Source organism: Citrobacter sp. CK202 (genome assembly GCF_030333225.1).
GTDB lineage: Bacteria > Pseudomonadota > Gammaproteobacteria > Enterobacterales > Enterobacteriaceae > Citrobacter_B > Citrobacter_B koseri.
The window spans coordinates 172,379-196,219 of record NZ_JAOWGI010000024.1 but is presented as its reverse complement, the minus strand read 5'-3'; the positions used below and the strand labels follow the sequence as shown (position 1 = coordinate 196,219).

The window sequence follows — 23,841 nt, the reverse complement described above, 5'->3', positions numbered from 1 at the left end:
TTTTTATTTCAGGCCGAAAAATGACTGATTACCTGCTGCTCTTTGTCGGAACTGTGCTGGTCAATAACTTTGTACTGGTCAAGTTTCTGGGTCTTTGCCCGTTTATGGGGGTTTCCAAAAAGCTGGAAACCGCAATGGGTATGGGGCTCGCCACCACGTTTGTGATGACGCTGGCGTCTATCTGCGCCTGGCTGATTGACACCTGGATTTTGATTCCGCTCGATCTCATCTACCTGCGGACGCTGGCGTTTATTCTGGTCATCGCGGTGGTAGTGCAATTTACTGAGATGGTGGTGCGTAAAACCAGTCCGGCATTGTACCGTCTGCTGGGGATTTTCCTGCCGCTCATCACCACCAACTGCGCGGTGCTTGGCGTGGCGCTGTTGAACATTAACCTCGGTCATAATTTTTTGCAGTCGGCGTTGTACGGTTTCTCCGCCGCCGTCGGCTTCTCTCTGGTGATGGTGCTGTTCGCGGCGATTCGCGAGCGCCTCGCCGTGGCAGACGTCCCTGCCCCTTTTCGCGGTAACGCGATTGCGCTGATTACCGCAGGTTTAATGTCTCTGGCCTTTATGGGCTTTAGTGGTTTGGTGAAGTTGTAATGAATGCTATCTGGATTGCCGTAGTCGCTGTGAGCCTGCTGGGCCTGGCATTCGGCGCCATCCTGGGGTACGCCTCCCGCCGGTTTGCCGTGGAAGACGATCCCGTAGTCGAAAAAATCGACGAAATTTTACCGCAGAGCCAGTGTGGGCAGTGCGGCTATCCTGGCTGCCGCCCTTATGCTGAAGCCATCGGTAGTCAGGGTGAAAAAATTAACCGCTGTGCGCCAGGCGGCGAAGCGGTGATGTTGAAAATTGCAACGTTACTGAACGTCGATCCGCAACCTATCGACGGTGATGAACAAGAAGTTGCGCCAGTGCGTATGCTGGCGGTCATCGATGAAAACAATTGCATCGGCTGCACTAAATGTATTCAGGCATGCCCGGTGGATGCCATTGTGGGCGCCACGCGCGCGATGCATACGGTCATGAGCGATCTCTGCACTGGCTGTAATCTGTGCGTTGACCCGTGCCCGACGCAATGCATTGAATTACGCCCGGTCGCGGAAACACCTGACAGTTGGAAGTGGGATTTGAACACCATCCCCGTTCGTATCATTCCCGTGGAACAACATGCTTAAGTTATTCTCTGCATTCAGAAAAGATAAAATCTGGGATTTCGATGGCGGCATTCATCCGCCGGAAATGAAAACCCAGTCAAACGGTACGCCTCTGCGACAGGTTCCACTGGCGCCGCGCTTTATCATTCCTCTTAAGCAGCATATTGGCGCTGAGGGAGAGCTGTGCGTTAACGTGGGCGATCGCGTCCTGCGAGGCCAGCCGCTGACCCGAGGTCGCGGCCGCATGCTGCCCGTCCATGCGCCGACGTCCGGGAAGGTTATCGCGATTGCGCCCCACTCTACCGCGCACCCGTCAGCCCTGGCTGAGCTTAGCGTGATTATTGATGCCGATGGCGAAGATCGCTGGATCGAACGCGACGGCTGGGCGGATTATCAGCGCCGCAGCCGCGAAGAGCTAATTACCCGGATTCACCAGTTCGGCGTTGCCGGGCTCGGCGGCGCGGGGTTCCCGACCGGCGTCAAATTACAGGGCGGCGGCGATAAGATTGAAACGCTGATCATCAACGCGGCGGAGTGTGAACCCTATATCACCGCTGATGACCGCTTAATGCAGGATTGCGCCGCGCAGGTGGTGGAAGGCATCCGTATCCTTGCCCATATTCTGCAACCGCGTGAGATCCTGATAGGTATCGAAGATAACAAGCCGCAGGCCATTTCAATGCTGCGTGCCGTTCTGGCCGATGCGCATGATATCGCGTTACGCGTTATCCCAACGAAATACCCTTCCGGCGGCGCAAAACAACTTACCCAGATCCTGACCGGGAAACAGGTTCCGCACGGCGGCCGCTCTTCTGATATCGGCGTGCTGATGCAAAACGTTGGTACGGCTTATGCCGTCAAACGCGCAGTGATTGACGGGGAACCGATCACCGAGCGCGTTGTGACCTTGACCGGAGAGTCCGTCAGCCGTCCCGGTAACGTCTGGGCCAGGCTGGGGACGCCTGTCAGCCACCTGCTTAATGATGCGGGCTTCTGTTCTTCAGCCGATCAAATGGTGATTATGGGCGGCCCACTGATGGGCTTTACCCTGCCCTGGCTTGATGTTCCCGTCGTGAAGATCACTAACTGCCTTCTCGCGCCTTCCGCTACGGAAATGGGCGAAACGCCGGAAGAGCAAGGTTGTATCCGCTGTAGCGCCTGTGCCGATGCCTGTCCCGCCGATTTGTTGCCCCAGCAGTTGTACTGGTTCAGCAAAGGCCAACAGCACGATAAAGCCACCGCGCATAACATTGCCGACTGCATTGAGTGCGGCGCTTGCGCCTGGGTATGCCCCAGCAGTATTCCGCTTGTGCAGTATTTCCGTCAGGAAAAAGCGGAGATTTACGCGATCGCGCAAGAAGAAAAACGCGCGGCTGAAGCGAAAGCGCGTTTTGAGGCCAGACAGGCGCGACTGGAGCGTGAGAAAGCCGCACGCCTTGAGCGCCATAAAAATGCGGCTGCACAACCTGCGGCAAAAGATCAGGATGCCATCGCCGCAGCGCTGGCGCGCGTAAAAGAGAAACAGGCACAGGCGACTCAGCCTGTTGTCATTAACGCGGGAGAGAAGCCGGATAACAGCGCGGTTATTGCTGCCCGTGAAGCGCGTAAAGCGCAGGCGCGCGCCAGGCAGACGGAGAACGCCGCTGCGGAACCCGCCGAACCAGTCGACCCGCGTAAAGCTGCCGTCGAAGCAGCAATCGCCCGCGCCAAAGCGCGCAAGCAGGAACAGCAGACCGCTGCGGAACCTACCGAACCGGTCGACCCGCGTAAAGCCGCCGTCGAAGCGGCAATCGCCCGCGCCAAAGCGCGTAAGCAGGAACAGCAGACCGCAGCGGAACCCGCCGAACCGGTCGACCCGCGCAAAGCCGCTGTCGAAGCGGCAATTGCCCGCGCCAAAGCGCGTAAGCAGGAACAGCAGGCCGCTGCGGAACCCGCCGAACCGGTCGACCCGCGTAAAGCCGCCGTCGCAGCGGCGATTGCCCGCGTTCAGGCAAAAAAAGCAGCACAGCAGCAGGTTGTTAACGAGGAATAAATGGTATTCAGAATCGCAAGCTCGCCTTATACCCATAACCAGCGCCAGACATCGCGTATCATGATGCTGGTGTTAATCGCCGCGCTGCCGGGGATTGCCACTCAGCTATGGTTTTTCGGTTGGGGCACATTGTTCCAGATTATACTGGCCGCAGTCAGCGCGCTGGCCGCAGAAGCCGCCGTGCTTCAACTGCGTAAACAGCCGATCGCCGCTATCTTAAAAGACAATTCAGCATTGCTGACCGGTTTGCTGCTCGCTGTGAGCATACCGCCTCTCGCCCCGTGGTGGATGGTGGTATTGGGCACCGTATTTGCCGTCATTATCGCCAAGCAGCTTTACGGCGGTCTGGGGCAAAACCCATTCAACCCAGCGATGATTGGTTATGTCGTTCTGTTGATTTCATTCCCGGTACAGATGACAAGCTGGCTCCCGCCGCATGACATCGCCGCAACGGCGCCAGGCCTTCTGGATGCGTTGCAGGTCATCTTCACCGGACACACCGCCAGCGGCGGCGACATGAATACGTTACGCATGGGCATTGACGGCATCAGCCAGGCTACGCCGCTCGATACGTTCAAAACCTCGTTACATGCCGGGCACGCCGTTGAACAGATTATGCAGTACCCCATCTACAGCGGCATGCTGGCCGGTGCGGGCTGGCAGTGGGTAAACATCGCCTGGCTTATTGGTGGCGTGTGGCTGCTCTGGCAAAAAGCGATCCGCTGGCACATTCCGGTCAGCTTTTTAGTGACGCTGGCTGTCTGCTCCACTCTGGGATGGGCATTCGCCGGGGATTCACTGGCGTCTCCGCAGTTGCATCTGCTTTCTGGCGCGACAATGCTGGGCGCGTTCTTTATTCTGACCGATCCCGTCACCGCCTCGACAACCAATCGTGGTCGTCTGATTTTTGGCGCGCTGGCGGGGTTGTTAGTGTGGTTGATTCGCAGCTTCGGGGGATACCCGGACGGTGTGGCGTTCGCCGTACTGTTGGCGAATATCACGGTGCCTTTGATTGATTACTACACCCGACCTCGCGTCTACGGGCATCGCTAAGGACACCCCATGCTAAAAACGATTCGTAAACACGGTATCACGCTGGCGCTGTTTGCCGCAGGCTCGACGGGGCTGACGGCGGCTATTAACCTGGTCACTAAATCGACGATTGCCGAGCAGGCGGTTCTCCAGCAAAAAGCGTTATTTGATCAGGTTCTGCCTGCCGATCGCTACAATAATACCTTGCAGGACAGCTGCTTTCTGGTGAATGCTCCGGCGCTGGGCAAAGGTACGCACCGCATCTATATCGCCCGTCAGGACGATAAGCCCGTCGCCGCCATTCTTGAAGCCACGGCGCCGGACGGCTATTCTGGCGCCATACAGCTCCTGGTTGGCGCTGATTTCAGCGGCACAGTGCTGGGTACACGCGTGACAGAACATCATGAGACGCCTGGCCTGGGCGATAAAATTGAGCTGCGCTTATCCGACTGGATCACCCACTTCAGCGGGAAGACGATCGGCGCTGAGAACGATGCTCACTGGGCCGTGAAAAAAGACGGCGGTGATTTTGACCAGTTTACCGGCGCAACCATTACCCCTCGGGCAGTGGTCAACGCGGTGAAACGTGCGGGCCTGTACGCGCAGACCTTACCGGCGCAACTTCCTCAACTTACCGCCTGTGGAGAATAAACCATGAGCGAAATTAAAGACGTTATCGTTCAGGGCTTGTGGAAAAACAACTCAGCGCTTGTACAGCTGCTTGGTATGTGCCCGCTACTGGCAGTGACCTCCACCGCCACGAACGCATTAGGCCTCGGCCTCGCCACCACGCTGGTGTTGACGCTGACCAACCTGACAATTTCCGCCCTGCGCCGCTGGACGCCAGCGGAAATCCGCATCCCAATCTACGTAATGATCATCGCGTCCGTGGTCAGTGCAGTACAGATGCTGATCAACGCTTATGCCTTCGGCTTGTATCAGTCGCTGGGGATCTTCATTCCACTGATTGTGACCAACTGCATCGTTGTGGGGCGCGCAGAGGCTTTTGCCGCGAAAAAAGGCCCGGCGCTGTCCGCGCTGGACGGTTTTTCCATTGGCATGGGGGCGACCGGTGCCATGTTTGTCCTCGGCTCCATGCGTGAAATCATCGGCAATGGCACGTTGTTTGATGGCGCTGACGGTCTGCTGGGCGACTGGGCGAAAGTGCTGCGCGTGGAGATTTTTCATACCGACTCGCCTTTCCTGCTGGCGATGCTGCCGCCCGGCGCTTTTATTGGCCTGGGGCTGATGCTGGCCGTGAAGTACCTTATTGACGAGAAAATGAAAAAACGCCGCGCCGAAGCCGTTGCCGCTGAGCTTCCGTCAGGTGAAACAGGGAATGTGTAATGAACAAAACAAAACGACTGGAAATATTAACGCGCCTGCGTGACAACAATCCACACCCCACAACGGAGTTAAATTTCACCTCGCCGTTTGAGCTACTCATCGCCGTATTGCTGTCAGCACAGGCCACGGACGTCAGCGTGAATAAAGCGACCGCAAAACTTTATCCCGTCGCCAATACCCCGGCGGCTATGCTGGAGCTTGGCGTCGAGGGCGTAAAGTCGTATATCAAGACTATCGGCCTGTTCAACAGCAAAGCGGAGAATGTGATTAAGACCTGCCGGATGTTGCTTGAACTGCACAATGGCGAGGTTCCAGAGGATCGGGCGGCTCTGGAAGCGCTGCCCGGCGTCGGGCGTAAAACAGCCAACGTGGTGCTCAATACCGCATTTGGCTGGCCAACTATCGCCGTCGATACGCATATTTTCCGCGTCTGTAACCGGACACAGTTCGCCCCCGGTAAAAATGTCGAGCAGGTGGAAGAAAAACTGCTCAAGGTCGTTCCAGCGGAATTTAAAGTCGATTGCCACCACTGGTTAATTCTGCATGGCCGCTACACCTGCATTGCCCGTAAACCACGCTGCGGCTCCTGCATTATTGAAGATCTTTGCGAATACAAAGAGAAAGTCGATATCTGATGCGCCAGGGGCGACGCCGTACGCCCCGACGTATAACAATTTGTTATCCACTTCGGTTCACCTGTTTACCCGACTATGATACCGGCCCGCTTCGCTTTCTTAATGCAATGTTCTTTTGATTTAACACTTCACCAGGTTAATCGTTTTTTTAGAAACTGAAATTTCTATCTATACGTGATCCAGATCACATTGATAACTTCGTGTAAAATTTTTTATCAAATACGGTTAAAATTACAACCAGATGACCTGATGATGCCTTTTCAATACAAAACATTACACTGGCTATTTTTCAGATAATGGCCTATATCACTACTTTAAACCTCAAATAGCAGAACATATCGCCACCATCCGCTTTTTCGCCCCTCCCTGTAGTGTAAAAAACTGCCATTTTACAAATGAAGAAATTTAACGCTACATAACATTTCTCAGTCCCGATGATTCCACCATGCAAGATATATGTAACAGAGTATTACAAACCCCTTGTATGGAAGGGAAAGATAGTGAACATTACTTGCCGTTTCCCCTCCCACTATAACAATCGGACGGATGAACTTGACTCATCACGCGCCAGAACACCCCCGTTAATATGGGATGTAAAAAAAGAGGTAAAAGTGTCTACTGCAAACAATAAACCAACTGAAAGCGTCAGTTTGAACGCTTTCAAACAACCGAAATCGTTCTATCTCATTTTCTCTATTGAGTTATGGGAGCGTTTTGGTTATTACGGCCTGCAAGGAATTATGGCCGTCTACCTGGTTAAACAACTGGGTATGTCAGAAGCGGATTCCATCACCCTTTTCTCTTCCTTTAGCGCCCTGGTGTATGGTCTGGTCGCCATTGGCGGCTGGTTAGGGGATAAAGTTCTGGGCACCAAACGCGTCATTATGCTGGGTGCTATCGTACTGGCGATTGGTTATGGCCTGGTCGCCTGGTCCGGTCATGACGTTGCGATCGTCTATATGGGGATGGCGACCATCGCCGTAGGTAACGGTCTGTTCAAAGCGAACCCGTCTTCTCTGCTGTCGACCTGCTATGCCAAAGATGACCCGCGTCTGGACGGTGCATTCACCATGTACTACATGTCCATCAACATCGGTTCCTTCTTCTCTATGCTGGCGACGCCGTGGCTTGCCGCAAAATTCGGCTGGAGCGTGGCGTTTGCCCTGAGCTTCGTCGGTATGCTCATCACGGTGGTTAACTTCCTGTTCTGCCGCAGTTGGGTTAAAGATTACGGCTCAAAACCAGACTTCGAAGCGGTACATTTCGGTAAATTGCTGGCGACTATCGCAGGCGTTATCGTGCTGATCGCTATCGCGACCTGGCTGCTGCACAACCAGGGCATTGCACGTATGGTTCTGGGCGTGATCGCTCTGGGTATCGTGATTATCTTTGGTAAAGAAGCGTTCGCGATGCAGGGCGCGGCACGTCGTAAAATGATCGTCGCATTCATCCTGATGCTGGAAGCGATTATCTTCTTTGTGCTGTACAGCCAGATGCCGACGTCACTGAACTTCTTCGCAATCCGTAACGTTGAACACACAATCCTCGGTATCGCGGTTGAACCGGAGCAGTATCAGGCGCTGAACCCGTTCTGGATCATCATTGGTAGCCCGATTCTGGCGGCCATCTATAACAAGATGGGTGATACGCTGCCGATGCCGACCAAATTCGCTATCGGTATGGTTCTGTGCTCTGGCGCGTTCCTCGTTCTGCCGCTGGGCGCGAAATTCGCTACAGATGCAGGCATTGTGTCTGTTAACTGGCTCATCCTCAGCTACGGTCTGCAAAGTATCGGTGAACTGATGATCTCCGGCCTGGGTCTGGCAATGGTTGCCCAGCTGGTTCCGCAGCGTCTGATGGGCTTCATCATGGGTAGCTGGTTCCTGACTACGGCGGGCGCCAACCTGATTGGTGGCTACGTGGCTGGCATGATGGCGGTGCCGGAAAACGTTACTGACCCGCTGATGTCTCTGGAAGTTTACGGTCGCGTATTCCTGCAAATCGGTGTCGCCACTGCGGTTATCGCCGCGCTGATGCTTATCACCGCGCCGAAACTGAATCGTATGACTCAGGATGATGAAGAAAACGCGAAGGCCGCCAAAACCGCTACCGCGTAATTTTCAGGGAAACTGATATTCAGGCCGCTAACGTGCGTTAGCGGCTTTTTTTTTGCCTGATGCCGCACTACCATACGTTAAACCTCAGCAAAAAGGAGTTACCGATGAAACTGTTCTACAAACCGGGCGCCTGTTCTCTTGCTTCTCACATCACCCTGCGGGAAAGCGGTATTGATTTCACGCTGGATGGCGTTGATCTGGCGAAAAAGCGTCTGGAAAACGGCGATGATTATTTCGCGGTAAACCCAAAAGGACAGGTTCCGGCTCTGCTGCTGGACGATGGCACCTTACTGACCGAAGGCGTTGCGATTATGCAATATCTGGCAGATAGCGTACCCGATCGTCAGCTGTTGGCACCGACAGGCACCATCTCCCGCTACAAAACGCTGGAATGGCTCAACTATATTGCCACGGAGCTGCACAAAGGTTTTACGCCACTCTTCCGCCCGGATACGCCAGAGGAATATAAACCGATTGTCCGTACGCAACTGGAGAAAAAATTGCACTACGTGAATGACGCGCTCCAGGAAGGCCAGTGTCTTTGCGGCCAGCGTTTCACGATCGCAGATGCCTACCTTTTTACCGTATTGCGCTGGGCGAAAGCGGTGAAGCTGAATATGGAAGGATTAAGCCATATCGACGTTTATATGGCGCGGGTCGCTGAACGCCCCTGCGTGGCGGCGGCGCTGAAGGCGGAAGGTTTGAACTAATGGTTGTTGCGCCGGATGGCGGCTACGCCTTATCCGGCCTGTAAAACAGCCCGTAGGCCCGGTTAGCGTTAGCGCCACCTGGCATTTTGCCGGATGACGGCTGCGCCTTATCCGGCCTACAAAACAACCCGTAGGCCCGGTAAGCGTTAGCGCCACCTGGCACTTTGCCGGATGACGGCTGCGCCTTATCCGGCCTACAGAACACCCCGTAGGTCCGGTAAGCGTTAGCACCTCCGAGCACTTTGCCGGATGGCGGCTGCGCCTTAATCCGGCCTACAAAACAGCCCGTAGGCCCGGTAAGCGTTAGCGCCACCGGGCGCTTCGGTAAAACTCACAGCTGCGTCGCGCTGAAATAGTGTTCAGGTTTAGCAATGCGCTCCTGCGCGGCCACCACCTGCAACTCATATTCCTGCATATTTTTCGTGGCGATCATAATTTCATATACTGCCGCAGTAACGTGTTCAAGCGCTTGCTGCAACGTTGCGCCCTGCAACAGTTTTACCAGCAACAAACCGCTGGTCACATCCCCGACACCCACCGGCTGACGCATCCCGAAATCAACAAGCGGACGGCTAATATGCCAGGCTTCATCCGCCGTCACCAGCAACATCTCAAAGCGGTCGGGGCTATATCCTGCCCGGGCGAGATGTTTAACCAGCACGACTTGCGGCCCTTCAGCAATCAGCTCCCTGGCAGCCAGTACAGCTTCATTAACATTATTGACCGCATGTTCACAGAGAATTTCCAGCTCCACCAGATTGGGCGCGATAATGTCGCTGGCCGGGAGCGCATGGCGAACGTGGAACTCAGCGACGCCAGGCGCCACGATGCACCCTTTTTCAGGATGACCCATAACCGGATCGCAGAAATATTTCGCCTGTGGATTCGCCGCTTTTACTTTACGGACAATCCCCAGAATATGCTCACCCTGCTCTGCGGAACCCAGATAGCCGCTAAGAACCGCATCGCACGTCTGAAGTTTATCAATATCCGCAATACCCTGAACAATTTCAGTCAAATGTTCGGGCGGCATAACACACCCTGCCCACTTGCCATACTGCGTGTGGTTAGAAAACTGAACGGTATTCAGCGGCCAGACATTTGCGCCAAGACGGCGCATCGGAAATTCAGCAGCACTGTTGCCCGCATGGCCGAACACAACATGCGACTGGATGGCGAGGATATTCTTCATGTTTACCATAACCCTAAAATAATAAAGGGGCGTGGTTTCCCACGCCCCTGCTGACTTTTTATTATTTCCAGCAAATCAGACAGTAATTCTTTTTACCACGGCGCAACAGCGTGTAGCGCCCGAATAAAATGTCGCTGTCCTGGAAGAAATATTCCGGGTCTGACTGTTTTTCACCGTTGATGGTCACCGCATTAGAGGCGATGGTTTTACGTGCCTGACCACGAGACGGTTGCAGTTCGGAATCCACCAGCGCCTGCATCAGATCGGCGCCTTTTTCCATCTCGATCATCGGCACGCCATCCTGAGCCAGTTGTTCGAAATCGGCTTCGCTGAGATCGCTCAGATTACCGTTGAACAGGCTTTCAGTGATACGTTTCGCCGCAACCAGACCTTCTTCGCCATGCACCAGGCGCGTGACCTGCTCTGCCAGCACATACTGGGCACGCGGCGCTTTACCGCTGTTCTTATCTTCTTCTTCCAGCGCATTGATCTCGGCAATGTCCATGAAGGTGAAGAATTTCAGGAAGCGGTACACGTCAGCATCTGCGGTGTTGATCCAGAACTGGTAGAACTTGTACGGACTGGTCTTTTTCGGGTCCAGCCATACCGCGCCGCCTTCGGTTTTACCGAACTTGGTGCCATCCGCTTTGGTGATCAGCGGTACGGTCAGGCCGAACACCTGGTTCTGATGCAGACGACGGGTCAGATCGATACCGGAGGTGATGTTGCCCCACTGGTCAGAACCGCCGATTTGCAGCGTAACGCCGTGCAGTTTATTCAGGCAGGCAAAGTCATAACCCTGCAACAGGTTATAGGAGAACTCGGTAAAGGAGATGCCCTGATCGTCACGGTTCAGACGTTGCTTCACCGCTTCTTTGTTGATCATCTGATTGACGGAGAAGTGCTTGCCGATGTCGCGCAGGAAGGTCAGCACATTCATGCCGCCAAACCAGTCGTAGTTATTCGCGGCAATGGCGGAATTGTCACCACAGTCAAAATCGAGGAACGGTGCAACCTGCTTGCGGATTTTATCCACCCACTCCTGCACAGTATCTTCGGTGTTCAGTTTACGCTCAGCGGCTTTAAAGCTCGGGTCGCCAATCAGACCGGTCGCGCCGCCTACCAGCGCAACAGGCTTGTGACCTGCCTGCTGGAAGCGTTTCAGGCATAACAATGGAACAAGATGCCCCAAATGCAAGCTGTCAGCGGTAGGGTCGAAGCCGCAATAGAGCGCGATCGGGCCTTGCGCCAGTCGCTCTGCTAACGCTTCCTCGTCCGTTACCTGGGCCACCAGCCCCCGCTCTTGCAATTGTTTAATCAAGTTACTGCTTGCCATCAAAATCTCCATGTATAAAACGACTGCACCTTTGCCGGTACACGACTTTTCGCCAGACGCGAAAGGTATATAGAATAAAGCGCTGACGCACGCAGCGCTAGCGCTTAACACAACAAATTTCGGGGTTTAAGGAGCAAGCCGGTCAATTTTCCACGCGTTGTTTTCGCGCTGGTATAAAAAGCGGTCGTGTAAACGGTGTTCGCCGCCCTGCCAGAACTCCATCTGTTCAATATTGACGCGGAATCCGCCCCAGAAGCTGGGCAACGGGACTTCCCCTTGCTGGAACTTCTGCTTCAGCTCAAGGAACTTGCTTTCCAGAATGCCGCGCGCAGAGATTCGGCTGGATTGTTTAGACACCCAGGCGCCAATCTGGCTGTCGCGCGGGCGGCTGTGGAAGTATTTCACCACTTCAAGCGTGGAAAGGCGTTCCGCTTTGCCAGTCACCATCACCTGCCGTTCCAGCATATGCCACGGGAACAACAGACTGATACGCGGATTATTTTCGAGGTGATGCGCCTTACGGCTGCCCAGGTTGGTGTAAAACACCATCCCTTTTTCATCGTAATGTTTAAGCAGCACAATGCGTTGATAAGGCTGGCCGTTTTCATCGACGGTGGCGACCACCATCGCGGTCGGGTCCGCCAGTCTGGCATCACATGCCTGACCCAGCCAGCGTTCGAAAAGGGTTAACGGTTCAGCGGGAAGATCGTGGCGACGCAGGCCGCCCCTGGTGTATTCACGGCGCAGATGCGCGATTTGCTGCAATTCGTCGTTATCAGACATGGTGTTCGCTACGGATTGTCAGTGGGTGGCGCTATTGTGCGCCGCCCAGGTGAAAATCTCAACGCTTCGGGTTTTGTAACTGGCAGTTATTCAGCACAATTCTGTCGCGTTTATAGACCGTTGCGCCATCGCCTTTTGACCAAAAGACGTAGATGCCGTCCGTGTAACGTGCTCCCGACGCAGACATGCCCTGTTTGAGGTTCAGCAGTTTATTGTCGTAAACAAAATTCACCTCTTGCCGGGTATTGTTCATTTTTACGGTAAGCGGTTTTTCATCACACTGATATTCCAGCGTGTCCGTTTGCATACGCTCAAGCAATTGGTTGTAGACGCTACAACCGCTCAGGAGCACAGGCAGACATACAATGAGCAGTTTTTTCATAGACATATCCCGAAGACTTTCCTGGTCCGAAGGGCAAATACGCCCTTCCTAACCCTTTCAGTTTAACGGCAGACAGTCCCGGAAAAATTCAGTTAACTCTGAGTTCGTGGGTTCGCCGGGAAAATGGCCCCCAGAATGCTGGATTCTGTGGCCCCCGTCACCGAAGGGAGATTCCCCGGCAACCCGGCGAGCGTGCGCCACGCCAGCCAGGCAAACGCCAGCGCTTCCATATCATCGCCACTGATCCCGGCTTCATCCGTGCTGGTAACTTCCGTGCCCGGCAGCAACCCGGCCAGACGCGCCATCAGCAAAGGGTTACGACTCCCGCCGCCGCACACCATCAGCCGCTCACAGCCGCCGCTTAACAGAACCTGTTCAGAAATTGTCACCGCGGTCAGCTCAGCCAGCGTTGCCTGAATATCGCGGGGAGCGAGGCCAGGAAAGGCCGAAAGGTGGCGTTCTATCCAGCCATAGTTGAAATACTCACGCCCGGTGCTTTTCGGCGCGGGCGCTGAAAAATAGGGATCGCTCAACATATTTTGCAGCAGCGGAATTATCACTTTCCCTTCACTGGCCCATTGCGCGTCTTTATCATAAGGCTTACCGCACTGCCGCCAGATCCAGGCATCCATGAGCATATTGCCTGGCCCGGTATCGTACCCTCTTACCGGTTGACCCGGTATGAGCAAAGACAGGTTGGCGATACCGCCAATGTTTAGCACCATCCGACGCTCTGTCGGGTGCGCCAGCAGCGCCTGGTGAAACGCGGGAACCAGCGGCGCGCCTTGCCCGCCCAGCGCAATATCGCGACGACGAAAATCACCGACAACCGTTATCCCGGTTCGCGCGACAATTTGGTTGTTATCACCGATTTGTAAGGTATGCGGCGCAGCGCCGGTAGGTTCATGCCAGACCGTCTGACCATGACAGCCGATGGCGACAATATCCCGCGGCCGCAGTTTTTCCTGCGCCAGCAGCGCGTTCACCGCGTCGGCAAAAAGCTGCCCGAGCTGCGTATCCAACTGGCCAAACTGGGAAAGCGTGAGTTGTTGCCCCTGGCAAATATCCAGAATGGCTTGTTTAAGATGAACGGGGATGGGCCAGGTCAGGCTCGCCTGCTGTGCGACCATCGTTTCATCAATTGCCGCCAGCACAACATCGACGCCATCAAGGCTGGTTCCAGACATAACGCCGATAAAACGGCCCGATTTCATACATCTTCCTTTTAGCGTGTTAAGCATGATTTTAGCGCTACCACTCAACCACAAAGTTTCTGCTAATACCATGCTTCATTAAGCATTTTTACCCTTCGATGCAGACGCTGACACTCTGTTCTGATAAATCTCATGGATGATTCGTTTATACTTGGTTAACCCAAATCTGATTATGATTTTCACATTGTTCCAGCAGAACATGTGCCTTTACGGTCGTATATGCCATATAATTTAACCATGAGGGATGCTTTGTGGCGTTTCATGGTGAACAGGAGATTTATAGATGATTAAACGTGTGCTGATCGTTTCACTGATGGGCTTATCTTTAGCGGGTTGTGTGAATAACGATAGCCTGTCCGGTGATGTCTATACCGCGTCCGAGGCGAAACAAGTGCAGAATGTCACATACGGCACTGTCGTTAACGTTCGTCCGGTGCAAATCCAGGGCGGTGATGACTCCAACGTGATCGGCGCTATCGGTGGTGCAGTGCTCGGTGGTTTCCTCGGTAATACCATCGGTGGCGGGACGGGTCGTTCACTGGCGACGGCCGCTGGCGCAGTCGCAGGTGGCGTAGCGGGACAAGGCGTCCAGGGCGCGATGAACAAAACTCAGGGTGTGGAGCTGGAAATCCGTAAGGATGACGGCAACACCATCATGGTCGTACAGAAACAGGGCGATACCCGTTTCTCCGCAGGTCAGCGTGTTGTTCTGGCCAGCAACGGCAGCCAGGTTACTGTTTCTCCGCGCTAATCCAACAGACGTGTGGTCAGCCTCTGGCCACACGCCTTTCTTCTGGTCTTAGTTCTGAGACTGCAACTCAATAATATTGTGCTCAAGTTTCGCAATCAGCTTAATTAACAGCTCAAGTTCCTGCGGCGAAATCCCTTCCAGAATCTCTCCACGCGTTTTATTGATCACGGCTTCCATCTCTGTGATGAGCGGTTCCGCCTTCTCCGTCAGCTTAATTCGCTTGGCGCGACGATCGCTGGCGCAGGTTTGTCGTGAGATAAGCCCTTTGTCTTCAAGCTGATCCAACGTACGCACCAGAGACGGTTGTTCAATGCCAATCGCTTTGGCTAACTGTATTTGCGACTGATCCGGCGGAAGTTGGTGAATATTATGCAGCGTTACCCAGTGTGTCTGCGTCAACTCCAGAGGTTTCAGGCGATGGTCAATCAGAGCACGCCAAATGCGCACCAACCGTGCCAGATCAGAACCTAGTGGCGATTCCAATTTCATCTCCTTATAATTAGCTTGCTAAGATATTATACTGATTTTAGAATAGTGTGCAGCATTTATATGCTCAAAACAAATGTATTGCTAAATTTGCTTACAGGTAGACATTTTTTCAGACATTATGCGGAAAAGACGTGCTGTACCTCGGTTTTTACTAAACCTATAGCAACGCTGTTTAACGCAAAGGATTCTTGCTTGTGACGTTTATACCCACTGCAACAGGATTGCCCCTACAAGATCTGGTGATCGGCGCATCTGTCTATTTCCCTCCGCTTTTCAAAGCATTCGCGCTTGGATTTGTTATCTGGCTGCTGGCGCATCGCCTGCTACGCGACTGGATTTACTCGGGTGAAATCTGGCATCCCCTGCTGATGGATCTGTCGATATTTGCACTTTGCGTGTGCCTGAGCCTTATTTTGCTGATTGCGTGGTGATTATGTCGCTTAAAACAATGAAATACTTTTCAACGATTGTGGTTGCGGCCATCGCGGTTCTGGCCGGTTGGTGGCTATGGAATTACTACATGCAATCTCCGTGGACGCGCGACGGTAAAGTACGGGCGGAACAGGTGAGCATTACGCCTCAGGTCTCCGGCAGCATCACCGAACTCAATATAAAAGATAACCAGTTCGTGAATGCAGGCGATCTGCTCTTTTCTATCGATAAGACCCCTTTTCACATCGCTGAGCTTAATGCGCAGGCAGAACTGGCTAAAGCCCGCTCCGATTTAGCGAAAGCCAATAATGAAGCCAACCGGCGTCGCCATTTATCACAAAATTACATCTCTGCCGAAGATATGGACACCGCAAACCTGAACGTTAAAGCGATGCAGGCCAGCGTCGAAGCGGCGGAAGCGTCATTAAAACAGGCGCAATGGCAATTAGCCCAGACCGACGTTCGCGCGCCGGTCGCGGGCTGGGTGACAAACCTCTCAACGCGCACGGGGGATTACGCCTCCACCGGCCAACCGCTGTTTGCGCTGGTCGACAGCCACTCGTTCTACGTCATGGGATATTTCGAAGAGACGAAACTGCGCCATATTCGCGAAGGCGCTCCGGCGCAGATCACCCTCTACAGCGGCAACGTAAAGTTACAGGGTCACGTCGCCAGTATTGGCCGGGCGATTTATGATCAAAGCGTGGAGAGCGATTCCGGCCTGGTCCCTGACATTAAACCTAACGTTCCCTGGGTTCGTCTGGCGCAGCGCGTACCGGTGCGTATCGAATTTGATGCGTTACCCCATGATGTCACGCTGGTTTCGGGCACAACATGCAGCGTGGCTATCGGTCAGCGCTAATGAAGCTCCCTCACCTGACCTGGCGCGATACGCCCTGGTTCAAAGCAACCTCTGGGCAATGGCGCTATGCATTGCGCAATACCCTCGCCATGTGCCTGGCGCTGACGTTCGCCTACTACATCAACCTGGATGAGCCATACTGGGCGATGACCTCTGCCGCCGTGGTAAGTTTTCCGACGGTAGGCGGCGTGATCAGTAAAAGTCTGGGGCGTATTGCCGGGAGTTTACTTGGCGCCACCGCCGCGCTCATCATCGCAGGTCACACGCTAAACGAACCCTGGCTCTTTTTATTAAGCATGGCGGCCTGGATTGGCTTTTGCACCTGGGCCTGCGCCCATTTCACCAATAACGTCGCCTACGCCTTCCAGCTGGCGGGTTACACGGCCGCCATCATTGCCTTTCCCATGGTCAACATCATCGAGGTCACACAGTTGTGGGATATCGCCCAGGCCAGGGTCTGCGAGGTGATCGTCGGTATTCTTTGCGGCGGCATGATGATGATGATCCTGCCCAGCACCTCTGACGGCACGGCGCTGTTGACCGCGCTGAAAAATATGCACGCACGGTTGCTGGAGCACGCCAGCCTGCTCTGGCAGCCGGAAACCACCGATGCGATACGTTCTGCCCATGAAGGGGTTATCGGCCAAATTCTGACGATGAACCTGCTGCGCATTCAGGCATTCTGGAGTCACTACCGTTTTCGTCGCCAGAACGCGCTGCTTAACGCTCTGCTGCATCAGCAGCTTCGCCTGACCAGCGTCATTTCCAGCCTCCGCAGGATGTTGCTGAACTGGCCCAACCCGCCGGAGCAGACCCGCGATGTGATTGAACAACTGTTGGCCGCGCTGGCTAATCCGCGTACCGACAGTTATACCGTCGCGCGCATTATTGCCCCGCTACATCCGAAAAACCGACAGGATTACCGCCACGTCGCCTTCTGGCAGCGATTGCGCTATTTCTGCCAGCTCTACTTACACAACAGCCATCAGCTACGGTTGCTGGAAAACGGCGCCGCAGTCGATGAGATCAAAGTAACGCGTAGCCCCGGTCTGGCCCGCCATACGGACAACGCCGAAGCGATATGGAGCGGATTGCGCACATTTACCACCCTCATGGTGATTGGCGCGTGGAGTATCGGTTCACAATGGGAATCCGGTTCAGGGGCATTAACGCTGGCGGCCATCAGTTGCGTGCTCTATTCCGCCGTCGCCACGCCGTTTAAATCACTCTCTTTATTGATGCGCACGCTGATTCTGCTCTCGTTATTCAGCTTCGTCGTCAAATTCGGTTTGATGGTGCAGATAACCGATCTCTGGCAGTTTTTGCTGTTTCTGTTTCCTTTGCTGGCCACGATGCAACTGCTGAAGCTGCAAATGCCGAAACTCGCCGGACTTTGGGGGCAGTTGATCGTTTTTATGGGATCGTTTATCGCCGTCACCAATCCCCCCGTGTATGACTTTGCTGATTTTCTTAATGACAATACGGCTAAAATTGCCGGGGTCGCGCTGTCGTGGCTGGCGTTTGCGATCCTGCGTCCGGGTTCGGATGCCCGCAAAAGCCGTCGCCATATCCGCGCATTGCGCAGAGATTTTGTCGATCAGCTCAGTCGTCATCCATCACACAGCGAGAATGAGTTTGAATCGCTGACCTATCATCACGTCAGTCAACTCAGCAATAGCCAGGATGCGCTGGCGCGACGCTGGCTGTTACGCTGGGGAGTGGTACTGCTGAATTGTTCACATGTGGTGTGGCAACTGCGTGCCTGGGAAACCCGCTCCGACCCGCTTTCGCGCGTCCGGGATATCTGTATTGCCTTGTTGCGCGACGTGATGAGCGAGCGCGGCGTACAGCAACGACCGCTGGCGGCCACGCTCCAGGAGCTACAGCGTATTTGCAACACGCTGTCGCATCATCATCAATCTGCGGCTCAGGAACTGGCGGCGCTCATCTGGCGATTACACTGCTCGCTGTCGCAGCTTGAGCAAGCGCCCCCGCAGGGTTCACTGACATCCTGACTATTTGATGACGCCGCAGGCGTAACGCTCGCCACCACCGCCAAGCGGTTTCGGCTGATCGGACATGTTATCGCCGCCGACATGGATCATCAGCGCTTTATCTTTGATTTCATCAAGAGATTTCAGGCGCGGCGCAGTAACAGGCGTGGTGGCTATCCCGTCATTATTGACCACCAGCACGGGAAGATCGCCCATATGCCCGGCGCCTTCCGGCCCTTCGTGCTTCCCGGTATTGTGCGGGTCGAAATGCCCACCCGCCGCTTCTGCCGCCGAGGCTTTACCCTCTTTAATCGCAGGCTGGCAACTGCCGTTAGCATGGATATGAAAACCATGTTCACCCGGCGGCAGCGCTTTCAGATCGGGAGTAAACTCCAGCCCTTTATCCGTTTCGGCAATAGTTACGCTGCCAATCGACTGCCCGACGCCTTGCGAAGTCACCAGATTCATCGTCACTTCTTCACTGGCGGCCTGTGCACCCGCACAGGCCAGCAGGGTTAACATTGCCAGACTCAAACGCTTCATAAGACCTCCGTCAAATGTGTTTACCCGGTTAAGTGTAAACCAGTGACACAATTTTGAACGGAAAGCCGAAAACGGAGCATTACGGCACGTCGTAACCTAGCGCCGCCTTGCGGATACGGAACCATTGCTGACGCGACATCGTCAGAGACTCCGCCTCAATCGCTGCGCGTACGCGCTCAATTTTACCGGAGCCGATAATCGGCAACGGCTGAGACGGCAGGCGTAAAATCCACGCATATACCACCTGCTCAATCGTGGTCGCGTTCAGCTCTTCCGCAATCGCAGCAAGTTCGTTGCGCAGCGGCGCGAATTCATCATCATTAAACAGACGACCGCCGCCAAGACAGGACCACGCCATCGGTCGAATACGCAGTTGCTGTAGCTGATCCAGCGTGCCGTCCAGTAGCAGCGGCTGATGAACCGGTGAAATCTCAACCTGGTTCGTGGCAAGGGTAAACGGCAGACGCGATTGCAGCAGCGTAAACTGGGCCGGGGTAAAGTTAGAGACGCCAAAGTGGCGCACTTTTCCGCTCTGGTGGAGATGCTGGAATGCTTCCGCTACGTCGTCCGCATCCATTAACGGGTCGGGACGATGGATGAGCAGCAGATCAAGACGGTCGGTCGCCAGATTTTTCAGGGACTGTTCAGCGCTGGCGACAATGTGGTCGCGGTCAGTGATGTAATGGCCGAGTACATTTTCAGCCCGGGCGGTCGTGGCGATACCACACTTCGTTACGATCTGCATCCGCTCACGCAGGTGCGGCGCCAGTTTCAACGCTTCGCCAAACGCGGCCTCACATTGATAACCGCCGTAGATATCCGCATGGTCAACGGTCGTGACGCCCAGATCAAGATGCTCTTCAATAAAGCTGACCAGCTGACGCGCAGACATATTCCAGTCCATCAGACGCCAGTAACCCATCACGAAGCGCGAAAATTCCGGGCCTTGCGGGGCAATAGTGATACGCTGAACCATAACCGCTTCCTCATATATAGATGTTTAGCGAGTATACGCAATTACGGTTTCAAAAGAGTGAGGGTTGTTGAGGTTCTTCCTGCGGGTTCGGTTTGTTTGCGCGTAATTTGCGCATAAGACGCTGACGACAAAGCCGCAACACGTCCTGCTTCTCGGCGTCGCTCATTTTTTGCCAGTTGAAACGTTCATCCCGACTGCGCAGACAGCCGCGACAAAATCCGCGCTCATCCGACTGACAGATCCCCCGGCACGGGCTTGGGACGGGAAAAAACTCTAACTGCTCGGCCACACTCTCTCCTCAACGAAAGCACTTATGCTTATTGAAGACGCTAACTGGCTTTCTGGCAACCTGACTTGCATTAGACCGATTGGTCTATTACACTCTGCGGCATGAACAAACAGACTGAACATGATACCCGCGAACATCTTCTGGCTACCGGCGAGCAGCTTTGTATGCAGCGTGGCTTCACCGGAATGGGATTGAGCGAGCTGCTCAAAACCGCCGAAGTGCCGAAGGGGTCGTTTTATCACTATTTTCGTTCCAAAGAAGCGTTTGGCGTCGCCATGCTGGAACGGCATTACGCCGGATATCATCAGCGGCTGGCAACGCATTTTGACGCCGGTGCGGGCAACTACCGTGACCGCATTCTGGCTTACTATCAGGAAACCCTGAATCAGTTTTGCCAGCAAGGCACTATCAGCGGCTGTTTGACCGTAAAGCTGTCCGCCGAAGTGTGCGATCTCTCAGAAGATATGCGCACTGCGATGGACAAAGGCGCGCGGCATATTATTACGCTGTTAGCGCAAGCGCTGGAAAAAGGACGCGAAGCCCGCTGTCTCTCTTTTGCTGGCGAGCCGCTGCAACAGGCGCAGATCCTGTATGCGCTGTGGTTAGGCGCGAATCTGCACGCCAAAATTTCTCGCAGTGCCGCCCCGCTTGAAAGCGCGCTGGCACATGTAAAAACGATTATCGCAACGCCTGCGGCTTAACGGGCGTTTTTATTTTCCTTATCACTAGACGACCGGTCTACTTATACCAGGAGCCATTATGTCATCTGAGAAACTGTTTACCCCGCTGAAAGTGGGCGCAATTACGGCAGCAAACCGTGTGTTCATGGCCCCTCTGACGCGTTTGCGCAGCATTGAACCGGGCGACATTCCCACCCCGTTAATGGCCGAGTATTATCGTCAACGCGCCAGCGCCGGGCTAATCATCAGCGAAGCGACGCAGATCTCCGCACAGGCGAAAGGCTATGCGGGCGCGCCGGGTCTGCACAGCGTGGAGCAGATCGAGGCATGGAAAAAAATTACCGCTGGCGTTCATGCCGAACAAGGGCACATTGCTGTTCAACTCTGGCATACCGGTCGAATCTCTCATTCCAGCCTGCAACCCGGCAGCCAGCCCCCTGTCTCCGCGTCTGCGATCGGCGCTGGCACCCGTACCTCGCTGCGCGATGAAAACGGCCAGGCCATTCGTGTCGATACCTCAATGCCGCGCGCGCTGGAAACCGACGAGATCCCAGGCATCGTCAACGATTTCCGTCAGGCTATCGCCAATGCGCGTGAAGCCGGTTTCGACCTGGTAGAACTGCATTCCGCCCACGGCTATCTGCTGCACCAGTTCCTTTCCCCGACGTCAAACCATCGTACTGACCAGTACGGCGGTAGCGTTGAGAACCGCGCGCGTCTGGTGCTGGAAGTCGTCGATGCCGGTATTCAGGAATGGGGGGCAGATCGAATTGGTATTCGTGTTTCCCCTATCGGCACATTCCAGAATGTCGACAATGGCCCGAATGAAGAAGCCGATGCGCTCTATCTGATTGAGGAACTGGGTAAACGCGGCATTGCCTATCTGCACATGTCCGAACCTGACTGGGCTGGCGGCGAACCGTATACTGACGCCTTCCGTGAGAAAGTTCGCGCCCGCTTCCACGGCCCAATCATTGGCGCAGGCGCCTATACGCCGGAAAAAGCGGAAGACCTGCTCAATAAGGGCCTGATCGACGCCGTCGCGTTTGGCCGGGCGTATATCGCTAACCCGGACCTGGTGGCTCGTCTGCAACGCAAAGCAGAACTGAATCCACAACGCGCAGAAAGCTTCTACGGCGGCGGCGCGGAAGGTTACACGGACTATCCTACCCTGTAATCCTGCGTTGGTAGCGGCGTAAAAACGCCGCTATACTAGAACAACATTTTGAATGTATTGACCATTCAGCACTTTTGAGGGGAAAAAGATGCGTTTACTTCATACCATGCTGCGTGTTGGCGACTTGCAGCGTTCCATCGAATTCTACACCAACGTACTGGGCATGAAGCTGCTGCGCACCAGCGAAAACCCGGAATACAAATACTCTCTGGCATTCGTGGGTTACGGCCCGGAAAGCGAAGAAGCGGTGATCGAGTTAACTTACAACTGGGGCGTTGATAAGTACGAGCTGGGCACGGCCTATGGCCATATCGCCCTGAGCGTCGACAATGCTGCCGAAGCCTGCGAGCGCATTCGCCAGAACGGCGGTAACGTCACGCGTGAAGCGGGTCCGGTAAAAGGCGGCTCCACCGTCATCGCGTTTGTTGAAGATCCTGATGGCTACAAAATTGAGCTGATTGAAGCCAAAGACGCCGGTCGCGGTCTGGGCAACTAATCTCCCGCCGGGCGCAGACTCTCTGTGCCCGTTGTTTTACTGCATCTCAGCGTAAAATTTGCCATAATGCGCGCTGCAATTTTCCGTATTAAGAGATCCAGATGTCCGATAACGCTCAACTTTCCGGTCTGTGCGACCGTTTTCGTGGTTTTTATCCTGTCGTCATTGATGTCGAAACGGCGGGATTCAATGCCAAAACCGATGCGCTGCTTGAGGTTGCCGCCATCACGCTGAAAATGGATGAACAAGGCTGGCTGATGCCGGACACGACGCTGCATTTCCATGTTGAGCCGTTCGAAGGCGCAAACTTACAGCCTGAAGCGCTTGCCTTTAACGGAATCGATCCTTCTAACCCGCTGCGCGGCGCGGTCAGCGAGTACGATGCGCTGCATGCTATTTTCAAAATGGTGCGCAAGGGAATTAAAGACAGCGGTTGCAATCGTGCGATCATGGTCGCCCATAACGCCACGTTCGATCACAGTTTTATGATGGCCGCCGCTGAGCGCGCTTCGCTGAAACGTAACCCCTTCCACCCCTTCGTGACCTTTGACACTGCGGCCCTGAGCGGCCTGGCGCTGGGACAGACCGTGCTGTCAAAAGCGTGTCTGGCGGCGGGAATGGCGTTTGATGGAACGCAGGCGCACTCTGCGCTATACGACACCGAACGAACGGCCGTTCTGTTTTGCGAAATCGTTAACCGCTGGAAGCGTCTTGGCGGCTGGCCGTTGCCGGTACCAGAAGAGGCATAATCGTGTCGGGTGGCAGTGTCCGCGCGTCCTGATAAGCGACGCGCCATCAGGCAAGCGCGTTTTCAGCAAAAAAAAAGCGACCAGATGGTCGCTTTTTTATTTCGGCTGAATTACTCAGCGTCAGGCTCTTCGGTTTTGTATTTTGCCGCAGTCTCTTTGATCAACTGCTGCAACTCACCGCGCTGGTACATTTCAATTAAGATATCGCAGCCGCCAACCAGCTCACCGTCCACCCACAGTTGCGGGAAGGTCGGCCAGTTTGCATATTTCGGCAGCTCGGCGCGGATGTCCGGGTTTTGCAGAATATCGACATAGGCAAAACGTTCACCACAGGCAGAAAGCGCCTGAACAGCCTGTGCGGAAAAACCGCAGCTTGGCAGTTTTGGAGAGCCTTTCATGTACAGGAGAATCGGGTTTTCAGCGATCTGGCGCTGGATTTTTTCGATAGTGGTGCTCATTGTCTT

General features: G+C 54.6%; 26 protein-coding genes and 1 pseudogene. 17 read left to right on the top strand and 10 right to left on the bottom strand.

All coding sequences use genetic code 11. The features are described 5' to 3' along the window. The first annotated feature begins 20 nt into the window (after nucleotides 1–20). The 9 genes from rsxA to gstA all read left to right on the top strand — a co-directional run bounded on the left by rsxA (nucleotide 21) and on the right by gstA (nucleotide 9,032). On the top strand, nucleotides 21–602 hold the full coding sequence (rsxA, locus tag OGX84_RS09215; protein ID WP_005121199.1) for an electron transport complex subunit RsxA: 582 nt from the start codon (nucleotides 21–23) through the stop codon (nucleotides 600–602). Beyond that, the gene (gene rsxB / locus OGX84_RS09210; RefSeq protein ID WP_012132512.1) at nucleotides 602–1,180 is read left to right on the top strand and encodes an electron transport complex subunit RsxB; all 579 of its coding nucleotides are present in this window, start codon (nucleotides 602–604) and stop codon (nucleotides 1,178–1,180) included. The genes rsxA and rsxB overlap by 1 nt, the downstream gene beginning before the upstream one ends. Further along, the gene (rsxC, locus tag OGX84_RS09205) at nucleotides 1,173–3,191 is read left to right on the top strand and encodes an electron transport complex subunit RsxC (protein WP_286457870.1); all 2,019 of its coding nucleotides are present in this window, start codon (nucleotides 1,173–1,175) and stop codon (nucleotides 3,189–3,191) included. The genes rsxB and rsxC overlap by 8 nt, the downstream gene beginning before the upstream one ends. Next, a complete protein-coding gene (gene rsxD, locus OGX84_RS09200) occupies nucleotides 3,192–4,244 on the top strand; it encodes an electron transport complex subunit RsxD (RefSeq protein WP_012132514.1) in 1,053 nt (350 codons plus the stop codon). It abuts the gene before it with no gap. A 9-nt stretch (nucleotides 4,245–4,253) separates the two neighbouring features. Further along, a complete protein-coding gene (gene rsxG / locus OGX84_RS09195) occupies nucleotides 4,254–4,874 on the top strand; it encodes an electron transport complex subunit RsxG (protein WP_012132515.1) in 621 nt (206 codons plus the stop codon). Nucleotides 4,875–4,877: 3 nt separating this feature from the next. Beyond that, entirely contained in the window at nucleotides 4,878–5,570 is a 693-nt protein-coding gene (locus OGX84_RS09190) for an electron transport complex subunit E (RefSeq protein WP_012132516.1), read from the top strand. After that, entirely contained in the window at nucleotides 5,570–6,205 is a 636-nt protein-coding gene (gene nth / locus OGX84_RS09185; protein WP_049008478.1) for an endonuclease III, read from the top strand. Before OGX84_RS09190 ends, nth begins: the two co-directional genes overlap by 1 nt. A gap of 611 nt (nucleotides 6,206–6,816) precedes the next feature. After that, a complete protein-coding gene (gene dtpA, locus OGX84_RS09180) occupies nucleotides 6,817–8,322 on the top strand; it encodes a dipeptide/tripeptide permease DtpA (RefSeq protein WP_024130362.1) in 1,506 nt (501 codons plus the stop codon). Between the two features lie 104 nt (nucleotides 8,323–8,426). Then, entirely contained in the window at nucleotides 8,427–9,032 is a 606-nt protein-coding gene (gene gstA, locus OGX84_RS09175) for a glutathione transferase GstA (RefSeq protein ID WP_024130363.1), read from the top strand. Nucleotides 9,033–9,363: 331 nt separating this feature from the next. Here the strand turns inward: gstA and pdxY are convergent, their stop codons facing one another. The 5 genes from pdxY to anmK all read right to left on the bottom strand — a co-directional run bounded on the left by pdxY (nucleotide 9,364) and on the right by anmK (nucleotide 13,939). Beyond that, nucleotides 9,364–10,224: a pyridoxal kinase PdxY gene (gene pdxY / locus OGX84_RS09170; RefSeq protein ID WP_112002437.1), complete on the bottom strand. Its 861-nt coding sequence runs from the start codon at nucleotides 10,222–10,224 to the stop codon at nucleotides 9,364–9,366. Nucleotides 10,225–10,285: 61 nt separating this feature from the next. Next, nucleotides 10,286–11,560, bottom strand: coding sequence for a tyrosine--tRNA ligase (gene tyrS, locus OGX84_RS09165; RefSeq protein ID WP_024130365.1), 1,275 nt, complete (start codon nucleotides 11,558–11,560; stop codon nucleotides 10,286–10,288). Between the two features lie 126 nt (nucleotides 11,561–11,686). Continuing rightward, a complete protein-coding gene (gene pdxH, locus OGX84_RS09160) occupies nucleotides 11,687–12,343 on the bottom strand; it encodes a pyridoxamine 5'-phosphate oxidase (RefSeq protein ID WP_049011113.1) in 657 nt (218 codons plus the stop codon). Nucleotides 12,344–12,401: 58 nt separating this feature from the next. Next, entirely contained in the window at nucleotides 12,402–12,731 is a 330-nt protein-coding gene (gene mliC / locus OGX84_RS09155; RefSeq protein ID WP_012132523.1) for a C-type lysozyme inhibitor, read from the bottom strand. 86 nt (nucleotides 12,732–12,817) lie between these two features. Beyond that, the gene (gene anmK, locus OGX84_RS09150; protein WP_024130367.1) at nucleotides 12,818–13,939 is read right to left on the bottom strand and encodes an anhydro-N-acetylmuramic acid kinase; all 1,122 of its coding nucleotides are present in this window, start codon (nucleotides 13,937–13,939) and stop codon (nucleotides 12,818–12,820) included. Nucleotides 13,940–14,222: 283 nt separating this feature from the next. On the opposite strand from anmK, the gene slyB reads away from it, so the two are divergent. Then, nucleotides 14,223–14,690, top strand: coding sequence for an outer membrane lipoprotein SlyB (gene slyB, locus OGX84_RS09145; RefSeq protein ID WP_012132525.1), 468 nt, complete (start codon nucleotides 14,223–14,225; stop codon nucleotides 14,688–14,690). Nucleotides 14,691–14,738: 48 nt separating this feature from the next. On the opposite strand, the gene slyA is transcribed toward slyB, so the two are convergent. Beyond that, entirely contained in the window at nucleotides 14,739–15,179 is a 441-nt protein-coding gene (gene slyA, locus OGX84_RS09140; protein WP_012132526.1) for a transcriptional regulator SlyA, read from the bottom strand. 194 nt (nucleotides 15,180–15,373) lie between these two features. On the opposite strand from slyA, the gene OGX84_RS09135 reads away from it, so the two are divergent. The 3 genes and pseudogenes from OGX84_RS09135 (at nucleotide 15,374) to OGX84_RS09125 (ending at nucleotide 18,513) form a co-directional block, all read left to right on the top strand. Then, nucleotides 15,374–15,610, top strand: coding sequence for a DUF1656 domain-containing protein (locus OGX84_RS09135; protein ID WP_012132527.1), 237 nt, complete (start codon nucleotides 15,374–15,376; stop codon nucleotides 15,608–15,610). 2 nt (nucleotides 15,611–15,612) lie between these two features. Beyond that, nucleotides 15,613–16,473 carry an efflux RND transporter periplasmic adaptor subunit gene (locus tag OGX84_RS09130; RefSeq protein WP_112002410.1) on the top strand — a complete coding sequence of 287 codons (861 nt, stop codon included), beginning with the start codon at nucleotides 15,613–15,615 and terminating at the stop codon, nucleotides 16,471–16,473. Next, nucleotides 16,473–18,513: pseudogene (locus OGX84_RS09125) on the top strand (FUSC family protein). The gene OGX84_RS09130 and the pseudogene OGX84_RS09125 overlap by 1 nt, the downstream one beginning before the upstream one ends. Here OGX84_RS09125 and sodC read toward each other — a convergent pair. The 3 genes from sodC to OGX84_RS09110 form a co-directional block, all read right to left on the bottom strand. Beyond that, on the bottom strand, nucleotides 18,489–19,010 hold the full coding sequence (gene sodC, locus OGX84_RS09120; RefSeq protein ID WP_012132530.1) for a superoxide dismutase [Cu-Zn] SodC: 522 nt from the start codon (nucleotides 19,008–19,010) through the stop codon (nucleotides 18,489–18,491). The pseudogene OGX84_RS09125 and the gene sodC overlap by 25 nt on opposite strands. Before the next feature lie 79 nt (nucleotides 19,011–19,089). Next, the gene (locus tag OGX84_RS09115) at nucleotides 19,090–19,986 is read right to left on the bottom strand and encodes an aldo/keto reductase (RefSeq protein WP_012132531.1); all 897 of its coding nucleotides are present in this window, start codon (nucleotides 19,984–19,986) and stop codon (nucleotides 19,090–19,092) included. Nucleotides 19,987–20,035: 49 nt separating this feature from the next. Next, a complete protein-coding gene (locus tag OGX84_RS09110) occupies nucleotides 20,036–20,275 on the bottom strand; it encodes a DUF1289 domain-containing protein (RefSeq protein ID WP_012132532.1) in 240 nt (79 codons plus the stop codon). Between the two features lie 101 nt (nucleotides 20,276–20,376). On the opposite strand from OGX84_RS09110, the gene OGX84_RS09105 reads away from it, so the two are divergent. The 4 genes from OGX84_RS09105 (at nucleotide 20,377) to rnt (ending at nucleotide 23,377) form a co-directional block, all read left to right on the top strand. Then, on the top strand, nucleotides 20,377–20,976 hold the full coding sequence (locus tag OGX84_RS09105; RefSeq protein ID WP_047457263.1) for a TetR/AcrR family transcriptional regulator: 600 nt from the start codon (nucleotides 20,377–20,379) through the stop codon (nucleotides 20,974–20,976). Nucleotides 20,977–21,034: 58 nt separating this feature from the next. After that, complete coding sequence (locus OGX84_RS09100; RefSeq protein WP_058669065.1) at nucleotides 21,035–22,132, top strand: alkene reductase; 1,098 nt, start codon at nucleotides 21,035–21,037, stop codon at nucleotides 22,130–22,132. 88 nt (nucleotides 22,133–22,220) lie between these two features. After that, entirely contained in the window at nucleotides 22,221–22,628 is a 408-nt protein-coding gene (gene gloA, locus OGX84_RS09095) for a lactoylglutathione lyase (protein WP_024130371.1), read from the top strand. Nucleotides 22,629–22,729: 101 nt separating this feature from the next. Next, entirely contained in the window at nucleotides 22,730–23,377 is a 648-nt protein-coding gene (rnt, locus tag OGX84_RS09090) for a ribonuclease T (RefSeq protein WP_047457270.1), read from the top strand. Between the two features lie 110 nt (nucleotides 23,378–23,487). On the opposite strand, the gene grxD is transcribed toward rnt, so the two are convergent. Then, nucleotides 23,488–23,835, bottom strand: a complete 348-nt coding sequence (grxD, locus tag OGX84_RS09085; protein WP_003832760.1) for a monothiol glutaredoxin 4 — start codon at nucleotides 23,833–23,835, stop codon at nucleotides 23,488–23,490. Between the last annotated feature and the right edge of the window lie 6 nt (nucleotides 23,836–23,841).

Bases quoted from the DNA above. Each gene is read 5' to 3' on its own strand.
- rsxA (WP_005121199.1), top strand. From the start codon at position 21: ATGACTGATTACCTGCTGCTCTTTGTCGGAACTGTGCTGGTCAATAAC.
- rsxB (WP_012132512.1), top strand. From the start codon at position 602: ATGAATGCTATCTGGATTGCCGTAGTCGCTGTGAGCCTGCTGGGCCTG.
- rsxC (WP_286457870.1), top strand. From the start codon at position 1,173: ATGCTTAAGTTATTCTCTGCATTCAGAAAAGATAAAATCTGGGATTTC.
- rsxD (WP_012132514.1), top strand. From the start codon at position 3,192: ATGGTATTCAGAATCGCAAGCTCGCCTTATACCCATAACCAGCGCCAG.
- rsxG (WP_012132515.1), top strand. From the start codon at position 4,254: ATGCTAAAAACGATTCGTAAACACGGTATCACGCTGGCGCTGTTTGCC.
- OGX84_RS09190 (WP_012132516.1), top strand. From the start codon at position 4,878: ATGAGCGAAATTAAAGACGTTATCGTTCAGGGCTTGTGGAAAAACAAC.
- nth (WP_049008478.1), top strand. From the start codon at position 5,570: ATGAACAAAACAAAACGACTGGAAATATTAACGCGCCTGCGTGACAAC.
- gstA (WP_024130363.1), top strand. From the start codon at position 8,427: ATGAAACTGTTCTACAAACCGGGCGCCTGTTCTCTTGCTTCTCACATC.
- pdxY (WP_112002437.1), bottom strand. From the start codon at position 10,224: ATGAAGAATATCCTCGCCATCCAGTCGCATGTTGTGTTCGGCCATGCG.
- tyrS (WP_024130365.1), bottom strand. From the start codon at position 11,560: ATGGCAAGCAGTAACTTGATTAAACAATTGCAAGAGCGGGGGCTGGTG.
- pdxH (WP_049011113.1), bottom strand. From the start codon at position 12,343: ATGTCTGATAACGACGAATTGCAGCAAATCGCGCATCTGCGCCGTGAA.
- mliC (WP_012132523.1), bottom strand. From the start codon at position 12,731: ATGTCTATGAAAAAACTGCTCATTGTATGTCTGCCTGTGCTCCTGAGC.
- anmK (WP_024130367.1), bottom strand. From the start codon at position 13,939: ATGAAATCGGGCCGTTTTATCGGCGTTATGTCTGGAACCAGCCTTGAT.
- slyB (WP_012132525.1), top strand. From the start codon at position 14,223: ATGATTAAACGTGTGCTGATCGTTTCACTGATGGGCTTATCTTTAGCG.
- slyA (WP_012132526.1), bottom strand. From the start codon at position 15,179: ATGAAATTGGAATCGCCACTAGGTTCTGATCTGGCACGGTTGGTGCGC.
- OGX84_RS09130 (WP_112002410.1), top strand. From the start codon at position 15,613: ATGTCGCTTAAAACAATGAAATACTTTTCAACGATTGTGGTTGCGGCC.
- sodC (WP_012132530.1), bottom strand. From the start codon at position 19,010: ATGAAGCGTTTGAGTCTGGCAATGTTAACCCTGCTGGCCTGTGCGGGT.
- OGX84_RS09115 (WP_012132531.1), bottom strand. From the start codon at position 19,986: ATGGTTCAGCGTATCACTATTGCCCCGCAAGGCCCGGAATTTTCGCGC.
- OGX84_RS09105 (WP_047457263.1), top strand. From the start codon at position 20,377: ATGAACAAACAGACTGAACATGATACCCGCGAACATCTTCTGGCTACC.
- OGX84_RS09100 (WP_058669065.1), top strand. From the start codon at position 21,035: ATGTCATCTGAGAAACTGTTTACCCCGCTGAAAGTGGGCGCAATTACG.
- gloA (WP_024130371.1), top strand. From the start codon at position 22,221: ATGCGTTTACTTCATACCATGCTGCGTGTTGGCGACTTGCAGCGTTCC.
- rnt (WP_047457270.1), top strand. From the start codon at position 22,730: ATGTCCGATAACGCTCAACTTTCCGGTCTGTGCGACCGTTTTCGTGGT.
- grxD (WP_003832760.1), bottom strand. From the start codon at position 23,835: ATGAGCACCACTATCGAAAAAATCCAGCGCCAGATCGCTGAAAACCCG.